Source organism: Pseudomonas sp. Root71, assembly GCF_001429045.1.
GTDB classification, from domain to species: domain Bacteria; phylum Pseudomonadota; class Gammaproteobacteria; order Pseudomonadales; family Pseudomonadaceae; genus Aquipseudomonas; species Aquipseudomonas monachiensis.
This window is the reverse complement of the sequence record NZ_LMHY01000001.1, coordinates 432,703-446,894: the sequence shown is the minus strand read 5'-3', so window position 1 is coordinate 446,894 and position 14,192 is coordinate 432,703. Positions and strand designations below refer to the sequence as shown.

Sequence of the window (14,192 nt, the reverse complement as noted above, 5' to 3'; positions counted from 1 at the left end):
AGGTCAATACGAGCAAAATGATACTACTTAGGCGCAAGCTCCCTCAGGTGGCGTGCGACTGCAATCCATGCACCGATATACCCCAACAGCACCGCGCCAAGCAAGAGAGACAGACCGTCGGCAACTGGCACTCCAGCCAGTGCAAAATCACTGCCGTACAAACCGGCCAGCCCTACCACCGCGTCGTTCAGCCAATCAAGGCCGAACGCCAGGACGCCCCAGGACAGAATCCCCGCACCGAAGCCATACAACGCGCCCATATACAGAAAGGGCCTGCGCACATAGCTGTCAGTGCCGCCAACCAGTTTAATCACTTCTATCTCTGTGCGGCGGTTTTCAATATGAAGACGAATGGTATTGCCTATCACCAAAAGTAATGCAGAAACCAGAAGCACGGTCAGACCGAAGACAAAACGGTCACCCAGCTTGAGGATGGCTGCCAGACGCTCGACCCAGACTAAATCAAGTTGCGCCTGTTGTACCTTCGGTAACTCGGATAGTTTTTGTCTTAATGCTTCAAGGGCCGGCTTGTCGACTTCGTTCGGCGTCACCAGGACCACGCCCGGCAGCGGGTTCTCCGGCAATTCCTTGAGCGCCTCGCCCAGCCCGGACTGTTGCTGGAACTCTTCCAGCGCCTGATCCCGGCCAACATATTCGGCCTCGGCGACGCCAGGCATGCCCTTGATCTGATCGCGCAGAGATTCACCTTCGGCCGACTTGGCCTCAAGGTCCAGATACAGGGAAATCTGTGCCGCACGCTGCCAGGAGCCACCGAGGCGCTCGACGTTACTTAGCAAAAGTGACAGCCCCATGGGCAAACTCAGGGCCACCGCCATCACCATGCAGGTGAAGAAACTGCCGATGGGCTGCTTGCCCAGGCGGCGCAGGCTGTCCACCAGACTGGCACGATGACTTTCGATCCAGGCGCGGAACAACGTGGCAAAGTCCGGCCCGTCGTCATCATCGCGTTTTTTCTTTTGCGGCTGCGGATCGGCGGCCTTCGGGGCCACACGCTCGGAAACCTTGGGGCTACGTGTTGCACTCATACCGCGGCCTCCCCGTCACCGATCAATCGACCGCGTTGCAACGTCAGCATGCGATGGCGCATGCGGGCGATCAGGGCCAGGTCGTGACTGGCGATCAGCACGCTGGTACCCAGGCGATTGATGTCTTCGAACACGCCCATGATCTCGGCGGCCAGACGCGGGTCGAGGTTACCGGTCGGTTCATCCGCCAGCAGCAAGGCCGGACGATGGACGATGGCGCGGGCGATGCCGACGCGCTGCTGCTGACCGGTGGACAGGTCGCCCGGGTACAGATCGGTTTTATCCGACAGCGCCACGCGCTCCAGTGCCGAGTCCACGCGCTTGGCGATCTCGGCCTTGGACAGCCCCAGGATCTGCAAAGGCAGCGCGACGTTATTGAACACCGTGCGATCGAACAGCAACTGGTGATTCTGGAACACCACGCCGATCTGCCGGCGCAAGAAAGGAATCTGCGCGTTGCTGATGGTGCTCAGGTCTTGCCCGGCGAGCAGCAGCTTGCCGCTGGTCGGGCGCTCCATCGCCAGCAACAGGCGCAACAGCGTGGATTTACCGGCGCCGGAATGGCCGGTGACAAACAAGAACTCGCCACGACGGACTCGAAAGCTCAGCTCATGCAAGCCGACGTGACCGTTCGGGTAGCGCTTACCGACCTGTTCGAAACGAATCATGAACGCTCCCGTTCGGCAAACAATGCCTGGACAAAGGGTTCTGCTTCAAAGGTACGCAAATCATCGATGCCTTCGCCGACGCCAATGTAGCGGATCGGCAGGCCGAATTGCTTGGCCAGGGCGAAAATCACCCCGCCCTTGGCGGTGCCGTCGAGCTTGGTCAGCGCCAGGCCGGTCAGTTCGACGGTCTGGTTGAATTGCTTGGCCTGGTTGATGGCGTTCTGGCCGGTGCCGGCGTCAAGCACCAACAGCACTTCGTGCGGGGCGTCGGCGTCGAGCTTGCCGATCACCCGACGAACCTTTTTCAGCTCTTCCATCAGGTTGTCTTTGGTGTGCAGGCGGCCGGCGGTGTCGGCGATCAACACATCGATGCCACGGGCTTTGGCGGCCTGCACGGCATCGAAGATCACCGAGGCCGAGTCGGCGCCAGTGTGCTGCGCGATCACCGGGATCTTGTTGCGCTCACCCCAGACCTGCAATTGCTCCACCGCCGCGGCACGGAAGGTATCGCCGGCGGCGAGCATGACTTTCTTGCCTTCCAGCTGCAGTTTCTTCGCCAGCTTGCCGATGGTTGTGGTCTTGCCGGCACCGTTGACGCCGACGACCAGAATCACGAACGGCTTGTTCTGCGAGGTGATTTTCAGCGGCTGCTCGACAGGCTTGAGCATCGCTGCCAGCTCGGCTTGCAGGGATTTGTACAGGGCATCGGCGTCGGCCAGCTCCTTGCGCGCAACCTTCTGCGTCAAACGCTGAATGATCACCGAGGTGGCTTCAACACCAACGTCGGCGGTCAGCAAACGGGTTTCGAGGTCTTCGAGCAGCTCGTCATCAATAACCTTTTTGCCCAGGAACAGGCTGGCCATGCCTTCGCCGATACTGGCGCTGGTCTTGGACAGGCCCTGCTTGAGGCGGGCGAAGAAACCGGCTTTGGTTTCTTCGGTGCGTACCAGCTCCGCCGGAGCTTCAACGGGTACCGCGATCGGCTCAGGAATCGGAGCGGGTGCCGGTGCTTGAGCAACCGGAGCAACGAATACCGGAACCTCTGGCTGGCTGACAACAGGCACAGGCTCGGCTACGACGGCTGGTTCAACAATAGGTTCGACCACAGGCACATGAGCCGGTGCAGGCGTAAACGCTACCGGAGCCGGAATCAGTGGTGTCACGTGAGGAGCCAGGTCATTTTCGACCAATGCCACGGGTTCTTCGGCCACCGGCAGGGTCAACCACGGCTCGGCCGTCGGGGCCAACGGCTGTTCGGTGACGATTTCGCTGACGGGTTCGGGAGCGGCTTCAACCTTGGGTTGCTGCAACGGCTCGGCAATCGGCAAAACAACCGACGCGGGCGCTTCTTCTATTACCGGGACCGGCGTCGGCGCTGGTTCAGAAATGGCTTGTGGCTGTTCGACGACGGGTTCCTGCGGCTTTTTGCGCAGCCATCCGAACAGGCTTTTTTTCTCGCCAGCCGCAGCTGGGGTCTTCTTGTCGTCGTTGGAACCAAACATGGAGGACGGCTATCTCACGGTAGCGACGCGCCAATGGCGCCCCGGCAAATAAATATTCGATGCAGAACAGACTGTGTTTCACCCAGCTTGTTCACGCGCAACATTTTGTCGAGGTGCTCATCGGCGCCTCAAGGAATCGATTTCTCATAGGACTAAAGCAGCAAAATCGGCGAAAACGCGGAATTCAGTTGATAAATATCCACCTTCCGTCGCAAACCCATTCAACCTGATCAAGCATAAAGGCCTGATAGGCGTGGCCGCCGCTAAAACGGATCAGTATCCTAGGGCGTGTCATCAATCATTACCAGTACCGCGTGGCCGCCTGAAAGCGGGCCAGACAAGGCGCAGGCCGCAGGGAATGTGCTTTCCTTGCCAAGGACTGCAACGCAGTATGGCCCGCTTTCAGGCGACCACCCGGAGGGCCGGGCCTGATAGTGCGCAGGGCTGCGTTGCTCGGAGTTTATTTGGAATACCAAACTACACTCCTCGCGCCTTGCCCTGCGCACTATCAGGCTCCGGCGCGGTACTGGTAATGATTGATGACACGCCCTACCTCTCGCCCGCTGACGCTAAGACCAAGCGGGCAGCCCCAAAGGTTTGAAAACGAATGAATGCTCTTGCCCGCCGCGCCGCAGGCCTGCTGCTCAGCACAGTTTGCCTGCCCCTTTCGGCCTTGGCTGCCGACCCGCAACCCACCCACGAATTCACTCTCGACAATGGCTTGAAGGTGGTCGTGCGCGAAGACCATCGTGCGCCCGTGGTGGTTTCCCAGGTCTGGTACAAGGTCGGCTCCAGCTACGAGACGCCGGGTAATACCGGTTTGTCCCACGCTCTGGAGCACATGATGTTCAAGGGCAGCGAGAAAGTCGGCCCCGGCGAAGCCTCGCTGATCCTGCGCGACCTCGGCGCCGAAGAAAACGCATTCACCAGTGACGACTTCACCGCGTACTACCAGGTGCTGGCCCGTGATCGCCTGGGCGTTGCCTTCGAGCTGGAAGCCGACCGCATGGCCAGCCTGCGCCTGCCGCCCGACGAGTTCGCCAAGGAAATCGAGGTCATCAAGGAAGAACGTCGCCTGCGTACCGACGACAAGCCGATGGCCAAGGCCTACGAGCGCTTCAAGGCCATGGCCTACCCGGCCAGCGGCTATCACACGCCGACCATCGGCTGGATGGCCGACCTTGAGCGGATGAAGGTCGAAGAGCTGCGCCACTGGTACGAAACCTGGTACGTGCCCAACAACGCTACGCTGGTGGTGGTTGGCGATGTCACTCCGGACGAAGTCAAAACCCTGGCCCAACGCTATTTCGGCCCGATCGCCAAGCGTGATGTGCCCGCCGCAAAAAAACCGCTGGAACTGGCCGAACCAGGCGAGCGCCAGATCACTCTGCACGTACAGACCCAACTGCCCAGCCTGATGCTGGCCTTCAACGTGCCGAGCATCGCCACCGCCGAAGACAAGCGCCTGGTCAATGCCCTGCGTCTGATCTCGGCGCTGCTCGACGGCGGCTACAGCGGGCGCATCCCGACGCAACTGGAACGCGGAGAAGAACTGGTGTCCGGCGGCTCGTCGAGTTACGACGCCTACACCCGTGGCGACAGCCTCTTCACTCTGTCGGCATCGCCAAACTCGCAGAAACACAAGACCATCGCCCAGGCGCAAGCCGGTTTGTGGAAGCTGCTCGACCAGTTGAAAACCACGGCGCCAACCGCCGAAGAACTGGAACGCGTACGCGCACAAGTCATCGCCGGCCTGGTCTTCGAGCGCGACTCGATCACCAGCCAGGCCACCGCCATCGGCCAACTGGAAACGGTCGGCCTGTCATGGAAACTGATGGACACCGAACTGGCCGATCTGGAAAGCGTCACGCCGCAAGACATCCAGAAAGCCGCCAAGCTGTACTTCACCCGCGAACGTCTCAGCGTCGCCCATGTATTGCCTCTGGAGACGACTCATGAGTGAGCGTAAACCCTCCCGCCTGGCCCTGATCGGCCTGGTCGCCGTCGCCGTTATCGGCTCCGCCGCGTTCTATCTGTCGCGCTCCGGTGAAACCAATGCCAGCGAAGCCCTCGACAAGGCCAAGGCCAGCCAGAAACTGCAATCGCTGACCGAACTCAACGGCAAGGCACCGCAACACCGCAAGCTGGACGTGCAGACCTGGAACACCGCCGAAGGCACCAAGGTGCTGTTTGTCGAAGCCCATGAGCTGCCGATGTTCGACATGCGCCTGATCTTCGCTGCCGGCAGCAGCCAGGACGGCGATGCACCGGGCGTGGCGGTGTTGACCAACGCCATGCTCAACGAAGGTGTGGCCGGCAAGGACGTCGGTGCCATTGCCCAGGGCTTCGAAGGCCTGGGTGCCGATTTCGGCAACGGCGCTTATAAGGACATGGCAATCGCTTCGCTGCGCAGCCTGAGTGCCAAGGACAAGCGCGAACCGGCCCTGAAGCTGTTCGCCGAAGTCATCGGCAAGCCGACTTTCCCTGCCGACTCGCTGGCCCGCATCAAGAACCAGATGCTCGCCGGTTTTGAATACCAGAAACAGAACCCCGGCAAACTGGCGAGCCTGGAACTGATGAACCGCTTGTACGGTGATCACCCGTACGCACACGCCAGCGATGGCACGGCGAAAACCGTCCCGGCGATAACCCAGGCACAGCTGCGTGTTTTCCACGAGAAAGCCTACGCAGCCGGTAATGTGGTGATCGCGCTGGTCGGCGACCTGTCCCGCGCGGAAGCTGAAGCGATTGCCGCCCAGGTTTCCAGCGCCCTGCCCAAAGGCCCGGCCTTGCCGAAAATCGCGCAACCGGTCGAGCCCAAGGCCAGCGTCGGCCATATCGAGTTCCCGTCCAAGCAGACCAACCTGATGCTTGCGCAACTGGGCATCGATCGCGACGACCCGGACTATGCGGCGTTGTCCATGGGTAACCAGATTCTCGGTGGCGGCGGCTTCGGCACCCGCTTGATGAGTGAAGTGCGCGAAAAGCGTGGCCTGACTTACGGCGTGTATTCGGGCTTCACCCCGATGCAGGCACGCGGCCCGTTCATGATCAACCTGCAAACCCGTGCCGAGATGAGCGAGGGCACCCTGAAACTGGTGCAGGATGTACTGGCCGACTACCTTAATACCGGCCCGACCGAAAAAGAGCTGGACGACGCCAAGCGCGAACTGGCCGGCAGCTTCCCGCTGTCCACCGCCAGCAACGCCGATATCGTCGGTCAGCTGGGCGCCATCGGTTTTTACAACTTGCCGCTGAGTCACCTGGAAGACTTCATGCAACAGTCCCAGGCCTTGACCGTCGAGCAGGTCAAAGCCGCCATGAACAAACACCTGAGTACGGACAAGATGGTCATCGTCAGCGCTGGCCCGACCGTGCCGCAAAAGCCGTTACCGGCCCCTACTGATAAACCTTCCGAGCAGCCGCTCGGGGTTCCGGAGCATTAATGGCCCACCCTAAAAAACCCGCCAAAAACGTCCACAACGGCATAAACCAGTTGCGCATCATCGGCGGTGAATGGCGCAGCCGCAAGCTGAGCTTCCCCGACGCCCCGGGCCTGCGCCCGACGCCGGACCGAGTGCGTGAAACCCTGTTCAACTGGCTCGCACCTTATGTACCCGGTGCCAAGGTACTCGACCCGTTCACCGGCAGTGGCGCGCTGTTCCTCGAAGCCCTGTCCCGCGGCGCAGCCATGGGTCAGGCGCTGGACGCCAGCAGCATCGCGGTGTCCAGCCTGAAGGAACACCTGGGCACATTGCGTTGCACCAACGGCCAGGTCCAGACCGCCGACGCCCTGCGCTACCTGGAAACCCAGACCGCAACGGCCTACGACCTGGTGTTCCTTGACCCGCCGTTCAACCAGGACCTGCTGCCCACCGTCTGCAAGTTGCTCGAAGAGCGCCAATGGCTGGCCGAAGACGCCTGGGTGTACACCGAAAGCGAGTCGGCGCCGTCGACCCTGGGCCTGCCGGAGAACTGGCGCCTGCACCGGGAACAGAAATCCGGGCGCGTGTATTACTCATTGTGGCAGCGCAGCACTGAAAACCCTGCCGAGTAAAGCGCACGGGCAGGCCGATGGCTTGCCCGGCACCACGGTGGCTTCTTAAAACGCAACACATCTGAGGTGGCTTGTTCCTCTGCTCCTGGATCATCGTTGACGTGCGAAATGTCTCGCATGGATGCAATGAATAACCAATGGATGAACAAGCCAATGACTGAACGAACTCCAACCCCTACGCATGAGTGCACTCTCGAAAATGGCCTGAAGATCATCGTTCGCGAAGATCATCGAGCACCTGTGGTGATCTCCCAGCTCTGGTACAAAGTCGGTTCCAGCTATGAACATCCGGGGCAATCGGGGCTATCCCACGCCCTGGAACACATGGTGTTCAAGGGCAGCAATAAAACCCGACCCGGTGAAGCATCGATAATATTGCGCAGCCTCGGCGCTGAGGAGAATGCCTTCACCAGCGACGACGCTACCGTTTATTACCAGTTGCTGTCCCGCGACTACCTTGGCGTGGCCTTCGAACTCGAAGCCGACCGCATGGTGAACGCACACCTGCCAGCCGAAGAGTTCAATAAAGAGATCGAAGTCATCAAGGAAGAACGCCGCCTGCGTGTCGACGACAGCTCGATGAGCAGGGCGCGAGAACTCTTCTCTACCATCACTTTCCCCAGCAGCGGCTACAGAACGCCAACCATTGGCTGGATGGCCGATCTTGAGCGCATGAAGATCGAAGAGCTGCGTCACTGGTACCAATCCTGGTATGCGCCGAACAATGCCACGCTAGTTGTGGTGGGTGATGTGACACCGGAAGAGGTCGTCACTCTGGCCCAGCGTTGGTTCGGGCCGATCCAAAGTCGTGACATCCCCCCAGTCAAGATTCCGCTGGAACTGGCAGAGCCAGGCGAACGCAGGATTACAGTGCACACACAGACCCGGGAACCGGAAATACTCATGGCGTTCAACGTGCCCGGTATAGCCACCGCCGAAGACAAACACGCGGTAAACGCCTTGCGGCTGATTGTGTCCCTGCTTGATGGTGGTTATAGCGCCCGTATCCCGGCGCTATTGCAACGTGGTGAAGAGCTTGTCTCCTTTGCGTCCTCGTACTACTCCCCCTACACCCGAGGCGACAGCTTGTTCACCTTGTCAGCGACACCTAACGTCCGGAAACACAAAACCATAGAGCAGGTTGAAGCCGGCCTGTGGCGACTGCTCGAACAGCTCAAAACCACCGCGCCTTCTGCTGAAGAAATCGAGCGGGCGCGCGCTCGAGCGATCGCTCAACTGGTCTACCAACGAGACTTGATCAACAGTCAGGCTCACACCATCGGACAGCTGGAAACAATCGGCCTGTCGTGGAAGCTGATGGATACTGAACTTGCCGGTCTGCAGGAGGTAACTCCCGAGGACATCCAGAAAGCGGCCCACACATTTTTCACCCGCTCTCGCGTGAGTGTTGCCCATGCCTTGCCCGAGGAAACAACTCATGAGACTGACGGTCCTGATGGCCCCAACCTGCCGGTGGAATCACTGGCGATGCTCGACGGCAAAGTACCGAGCTCCCGCAAACTTGACGTACAAACCTGGAACACAGCCAACGGTGCCAAGGTGCTGTTTGTCGAAGCCCATGAACTGCCGATGTTCGACATGCGCCTGACCTTCGCCGCCGGCAGCAGCCACGACGGCAACGCACTCGGTCTGGCGCTATTGACCAACGCCATGCTCGGCGAAGGAGTGGCCGGCAAAGACGCCAGTGCCATTGCCCAGGGCTTCGAAGACCTTGGCGCCAATTTCGGCAACGACACTTATAACGACATGGCAGTCGCTACGCTGCGCAGCCTGAGTGCCAAGGACAAGCGCGAGCCGGCCCTGAAGCTGTTCGCTGAAGTCGTGGGCAAACCAATCTTCCCGGCCGACTCGTTAACCCGCATGAAGAATCTGATATTCACCCATTTCGAATATTACAAGCAGGACCCCGGTAAATTGGCGAACCTGGAACTGATGAGCCGCTTGTATGGTGATCATCCGTACGCTCATTCCAGCTACGGCACGGCGGAAACCGTACCGGCGATTACTTTGGCGCAACTGCGTACTTTCCACGAGAAAGCCTATACAGCCGGTAACGTTGGGATCGCACTGGTCGGCGACCTGTCCCGCGCGGAAGCCGAAGCGATTGCTGCCCAGATTTCCAGCGCCCTGCCCAAAGGGCCAGCCTTGCCGAAAATCGCGCAACCGGTCGAGCCCAAGGCCAGCGTCGGCCATATCGAGTTCCCGTCCAAGCAGACCAACCTGATACTCGCGCAATTGGGCATCGACCGCTACGACCCGGATTACGCGGCGTTGTCCATGGGTAACCAGATTCTCGGTGGCGGCGGCTTCGGCACCCGCTTGATGAGCGAAGTGCGCGAGAAACGCGGCCTGACTTACGGCGTGTATTCGAGCCTCACCCCAAAGCAGGTGCGTGGCCCGTTCATGATCGAACTGCAAACCCGCGCCGAAATGAGCGAAGGCACCGTGAAACTGGTGCAGGACGTGCTGGCCGATTACCTTGAGACCGGCCCGACCGAAAAAGAGCTTGACGATGCCAAGCGCGGATTGGCCGGCAGCTTCCCGCTGTCCACCGCGAGCAACGCCGATATCGTCGATCAACTGGCGGTCATCGGCTACTTTAATTTGCCGTTGAGTCACCTGGAAGACTTCATGCAACAGTCCCAGGCCCTGACCGTCGAGCAGGTCAAGGCCGCCATGAACAAACACCTGAGCATGGACAAGATGGTCATCGTCAGTGCTGGCCCGACCGTGCCGCAAAAGCCGTTACCGGCCCCTACTGATAACCCTTTCGAGTAACCGCTGGGGGTTCCGGAACATTAATAATGGACCCACCATCAATTGTTTCCTGTCCCTTGCGGACCGGCTGTGGTGCACGGTATTTCCAGACAAGCTGCGAGCAACGCACCTCTGATTCCCGCGAGACGACCACCCCAAACCGGTCGTGAAGTGCACTACATAGTTACCGCCTGACGTCCTTACGGATCATCCACAGTGGTTTGCGCAATTAACTGCAAACCACTGAGGATGAACACGGATGAACATCTCATGCAGCACGCTTGTGCTGCCCTTCATCGCCTGGCTGCCGCTCATGGCCAGCGCGGCGACCCCCCCTGCGACGCAAGACTTCGTACTGGATAACGGCCTCAAGGTTGTCGTGCGCGAGGACCACCGCTCCCCCATCGTCACCGCCCAACTCTGGATCAAGGTCGGTGCAAGCTACGAACCGCCCGGCCAGTCGGGCCTGTCCCACGCCCTCGAACACATGGTCTACAAAGGCAGCAGCAAGGCCTGCGCCGGAGAGTTCGAGGCGATACTGAAGAAGCTTGGCGCCAGTGAAAACGCCGTAACTTACACGGACTACACGTCGTTTCACCAGACACTGCCCTCTGCCCGGACAGGTGTTGCTTTCGAAATACTGGCTGACCTGATGAGTACGGCCGAGCTCAATGAACAGGACTTCACTCCGGAGCTCAAGGTCATTCAGGAAGAGCGCCGGATGCACGTTGATGATGGAATCATCGCTTCGGCTCGCGAGCGACTGAACAGCATTGCCTACCCGGCCAGCGGCTATCGCACCCCGACGATTGGCTGGATGCACGATTTGCAACGCATGAACGCCGTGCAATTGCGGCAGTGGTATCAGGCCTGGTATTCGCCAAACAATGCGACGCTGGTGGTGGTTGGCGATGTAACGCCTGAGCGGATCAAGGCCCTTGCACAGCAGCACTTCGGCCATCTTGAGCGGCGCGCGACACCCGTGGCCCATGCCCCCGTCGAGCTGGCTTCTGCCGGTGAACGGTCACTGACCCTGTATGCACCGATAGCTTCCCCACGCCTGATCATGAGCTTCAACGCGCCAAGCCTGGCCACGGCACCGGATCGTCGGACCGCCCATGCCCTGCGCCTTCTTAATATGTTACTGGCCGGATCCAGTAGCGCGCGGATCAAACAACAACTGCAACTGAGCGAAGCGATATTCACTGAGGCCCGCTCAGAGTACGACGCCTTCAATCGTGGTGATTCGTTGCTGACCATCAGCACACAGCTCAACCCGGACAAGCTCAATGATGCTGACGAAGCCCTTGCCCGCCTGTGGCAAGTGATCGAATCACTGAAGAACAAGGCACCGGAACCGGCGGAGCTGGAACGCGCGCAAAATCTCCTGATCGCTGACACCGTTTATGCGCAGGACGATCTGGAAGGGCAGGCCAACACCTTGGGCCTGCTGGAAACCATCGGCCTGGACTGGCGGCTGGCCGATCAGGATACGAATGAGTTGAGCAAAGTTACGCCCCTGGAGATTCAGGAGGTGGCAAAGACGTACCTGACGCGTGATCGCCTGACTACCGCGAAAATCTTGCCGGAGAAAAACAATGGATAAGTTCAAAGGCCTCATCAATGGATTGATCCTGGCCGGCATGCTGTTGAGTACCCAGGCCCCTGCCGCTGCAACCACGGCGCCCCGGAAACCAGCGCTGCAATCGCTCAATGAACCCCAGACTCCGACGACCCACCGCACACTGCCGATCAAGGGTTACAAAACCCTCGGCGGAACGAAGATCCTGTTCATCCGCATCCCCGGCCTGCCGATGTTCGATGCCCTGGTGAGCTTTGCCGCCGGCAGCGCCCTCACACCAGATCAACCCGGCCTGGCTGCGCTCACCTATGGCCTTTTGAATGAGGGTGTGGCTGGCAAGGACGTCAATGCCATACAGGCGACGTTCGATAATCTGGGGGCAAGGATGGACATGGGTATCAGCCAGGACCGGACCTGGCTTTCCCTGCGTAGCCTGAGTGACGAATCACGGCGCACTCCAGCCCTGGAGCTGTTCGCCCAGGTACTCGGCAAGCCGCTGTTGCCGGAAGAATCCCTGCCTGAGGTGAAATCCCAATTTCAGTACTTTCTGGACCTTGAAGATCAGTCCCATGCCGCTCAAGCCCGAGAAGCCAATCTCGGCCAGATGTTTCCCGGCCACGGTTATGCTCAGTCCCTCTACGGAACCCGGGCCGGGCTTGCCTCCATCACCCGCACCCAGGCGCAAGACTTTCATCGCCAGGCTTATGCCGCGGGCAATGCCCAGATCACACTGGTCGGCGACCTCACCGAGGAAGAAGCCCAGCGCATCGGTGCGCAGATATCAGCGGCCTTGCCCCTGGGACCGGCCATTGCCGCGATCCAGCCAGTGACAAGCCCAGGCGCTCCAGATCTGCTGCGCATTGAGCGACCATCGACCCAGGCTTACCTGCGTCTTACCCAGCCAAGTGTCCTGCGAAGCAGTCCGGACTATGTCGCGCTTTACATGGCCAGCAGTATTTTCACCAACCGACTGATGAATGAACTTCGTGAGCGCCGAGGCCTGACCTACCACGTTGAAGCCGGCCTTTCAGCTCTTCAGGCACAAGGGTGGCTGACCGTTCAATTGCAGGCCCCACCAGAGCAGGCCGATGCCGTGCTGGCCCATATCAAAACAATGTTCAGCGACTTCCTCGCCCAAGGGCCGACCCAACAGGAACTTGACGACATCCAACAGCAACTGGCCGGTAGCTCACCGTTGAACAGTGCTACCAACGCGCAGATCCTGAAGCGATTGCAAATCATCAGTGCCCACGATCTGCCGCTGGACCTCGATTTTTCCACGCAAGCGGCCTTGAAGCTGGACCTCGCTTCAATCAAAAGCGCGCTCAACCGGCATCACCACGCCGACCAATGGCGCGTTGTCATTCTGGGGCCGAAGACAGATCAACAACCGCTGCCAGCTCCGAGCGAAAGCGCAACCAATGCCATGTGTCGCATGCCTGGCGAGATTGTGGCAAGTTAGACAGCAGCCATGATGACGCGGTCGCGGCGCTGCCCCGCCGCGTCTTCGGGCAGACTCATGAACACCTCCACCGAGAATGACTGTGCAACCGCACCCCGCCCTGGCCCCACCGCCGTCCTTTACCCCTGCCTTCGGCATCGGCAATCCGCACTTGCAAACCTTGTGGGGGCCGCTGTGGCGTAAAACCGTGCACATCGACCGCGAACGCGAACGCCTGTGGCTTGAAGACGGCGACTTCCTCGACCTCGACTGGCATGGCCCACACAGCGCCAACGCACCCCTGGTACTGGTGTTGCACGGGCTCACCGGCTCCTCGAATTCGCCTTATGTCGCTGGCATGCAAAAGGCCCTGGACGACCGAGGTTGGGCCAGCGTCGCGCTGAACTGGCGCGGTTGTTCGGGCGAACCCAATTTGCTGCCGCGCAGTTACCATTCCGGTGCCAGTGAAGACCTGGCCGAAGCCATCAAACACTTGCGGGCCAAACGGCCTCTGGCGCCACTGTATGCGGTGGGTTACTCCCTGGGCGGTAATGTCCTGCTCAAGCATTTGGGCGAAACCGGTAGCGACAGTAATTTGATGGGCGCCGTGGCGGTGTCGGTGCCGTTCCGCCTGGACCAGTGCGCCGACCGTATCGGCCAAGGCTTTTCCAAGGTTTACCAGGCACATTTCATGCGCGAGATGGTCGCCTACATCAAGAACAAACAGCGACAGTTCCAGCACGACGGACGCGAGGAGGGCCTGGCCGCCCTGGCGGCCCTCGGATCCATGGAAAACATGCGCACGTTCTGGGATTTCGATGGTCGCGTCACCGCACCACTGCACGGTTTCGCCGATGCCGAGGATTACTATCGCCGCGCCTCCAGCCGCTATTTCCTTGGTGAAATTCGTACGCCGACCTTGATGATTCAGGCCGCCGACGACCCCTTCGTTTTTCCCCACAGCCTGCCGCAAGTCGACGAGTTGTCCGCTTGCACGCAATTCGAACTGCAAGCCAAGGGCGGGCATGTCGGCTTCGTCGACGGCACGCTCAGGCAACCGGGTTACTACCTGGAACGGCGCATCCCCGAGTGGCTGGCCGCCGCAGGGCGCACTTGAA

9 protein-coding genes and 2 pseudogenes are annotated in these 14,192 nt (G+C 60.1%); 8 read left to right on the top strand and 3 right to left on the bottom strand.

What is annotated here, in order from left to right; all coding sequences use genetic code 11:
* Positions 1-23 precede the first annotated feature (23 nt).
* The 3 genes from ftsX to ftsY are packed head-to-tail and all read right to left on the bottom strand — an operon-like array spanning position 24 to position 3,216.
* Positions 24-1,046, bottom strand: coding sequence for a permease-like cell division protein FtsX (ftsX, locus tag ASD95_RS02100; RefSeq protein WP_056726478.1), 1,023 nt, complete (start codon positions 1,044-1,046; stop codon positions 24-26).
* Positions 1,043-1,714, bottom strand: a complete 672-nt coding sequence (gene ftsE, locus ASD95_RS02095; RefSeq protein WP_007975383.1) for a cell division ATP-binding protein FtsE — start codon at positions 1,712-1,714, stop codon at positions 1,043-1,045. The genes ftsX and ftsE overlap by 4 nt, the downstream gene beginning before the upstream one ends.
* Entirely contained in the window at positions 1,711-3,216 is a 1,506-nt protein-coding gene (ftsY, locus tag ASD95_RS02090) for a signal recognition particle-docking protein FtsY (protein ID WP_056726477.1), read from the bottom strand. Before ftsY ends, ftsE begins: the two co-directional genes overlap by 4 nt.
* A gap of 607 nt (positions 3,217-3,823) precedes the next feature.
* On the opposite strand from ftsY, the gene ASD95_RS02085 reads away from it, so the two are divergent.
* From ASD95_RS02085 to ASD95_RS02055, 8 genes and pseudogenes are all read left to right on the top strand, one after another.
* Entirely contained in the window at positions 3,824-5,179 is a 1,356-nt protein-coding gene (locus ASD95_RS02085; protein WP_056726476.1) for a M16 family metallopeptidase, read from the top strand.
* A complete protein-coding gene (locus ASD95_RS02080) occupies positions 5,172-6,662 on the top strand; it encodes a M16 family metallopeptidase (RefSeq protein ID WP_056726475.1) in 1,491 nt (496 codons plus the stop codon). The genes ASD95_RS02085 and ASD95_RS02080 overlap by 8 nt, the downstream gene beginning before the upstream one ends.
* Positions 6,662-7,273 carry a 16S rRNA (guanine(966)-N(2))-methyltransferase RsmD gene (gene rsmD, locus ASD95_RS02075; RefSeq protein WP_056726474.1) on the top strand — a complete coding sequence of 204 codons (612 nt, stop codon included), beginning with the start codon at positions 6,662-6,664 and terminating at the stop codon, positions 7,271-7,273. The genes ASD95_RS02080 and rsmD overlap by 1 nt, the downstream gene beginning before the upstream one ends.
* A 117-nt stretch (positions 7,274-7,390) precedes the next feature.
* Positions 7,391-8,716, top strand: a pseudogene (locus ASD95_RS29030) (M16 family metallopeptidase); the annotation flags it as partial.
* A gap of 30 nt (positions 8,717-8,746) precedes the next feature.
* Positions 8,747-10,072, top strand: a pseudogene (locus ASD95_RS29025) (M16 family metallopeptidase); the annotation flags it as partial.
* Between the two features lie 238 nt (positions 10,073-10,310).
* Entirely contained in the window at positions 10,311-11,657 is a 1,347-nt protein-coding gene (locus ASD95_RS02065; RefSeq protein WP_056726473.1) for a M16 family metallopeptidase, read from the top strand.
* Positions 11,650-13,095, top strand: coding sequence for a M16 family metallopeptidase (locus ASD95_RS02060; protein WP_056726472.1), 1,446 nt, complete (start codon positions 11,650-11,652; stop codon positions 13,093-13,095). Before ASD95_RS02065 ends, ASD95_RS02060 begins: the two co-directional genes overlap by 8 nt.
* A 100-nt stretch (positions 13,096-13,195) precedes the next feature.
* Positions 13,196-14,191: a hydrolase gene (locus ASD95_RS02055; RefSeq protein ID WP_236709709.1), complete on the top strand. Its 996-nt coding sequence runs from the start codon at positions 13,196-13,198 to the stop codon at positions 14,189-14,191.
* Position 14,192: the final 1 nt, after the last annotated feature.

What these genes read in the sequence shown, in the direction of transcription:
- ftsX (WP_056726478.1), bottom strand. Translation starts at nt 1,046, where the DNA reads ATGAGTGCAACACGTAGCCCCAAGGTTTCCGAGCGTGTGGCCCCGAAG.
- ftsE (WP_007975383.1), bottom strand. Translation starts at nt 1,714, where the DNA reads ATGATTCGTTTCGAACAGGTCGGTAAGCGCTACCCGAACGGTCACGTC.
- ftsY (WP_056726477.1), bottom strand. Translation starts at nt 3,216, where the DNA reads ATGTTTGGTTCCAACGACGACAAGAAGACCCCAGCTGCGGCTGGCGAG.
- ASD95_RS02085 (WP_056726476.1), top strand. Translation starts at nt 3,824, where the DNA reads ATGAATGCTCTTGCCCGCCGCGCCGCAGGCCTGCTGCTCAGCACAGTT.
- ASD95_RS02080 (WP_056726475.1), top strand. Translation starts at nt 5,172, where the DNA reads ATGAGTGAGCGTAAACCCTCCCGCCTGGCCCTGATCGGCCTGGTCGCC.
- rsmD (WP_056726474.1), top strand. Translation starts at nt 6,662, where the DNA reads ATGGCCCACCCTAAAAAACCCGCCAAAAACGTCCACAACGGCATAAAC.
- ASD95_RS02065 (WP_056726473.1), top strand. Translation starts at nt 10,311, where the DNA reads ATGAACATCTCATGCAGCACGCTTGTGCTGCCCTTCATCGCCTGGCTG.
- ASD95_RS02060 (WP_056726472.1), top strand. Translation starts at nt 11,650, where the DNA reads ATGGATAAGTTCAAAGGCCTCATCAATGGATTGATCCTGGCCGGCATG.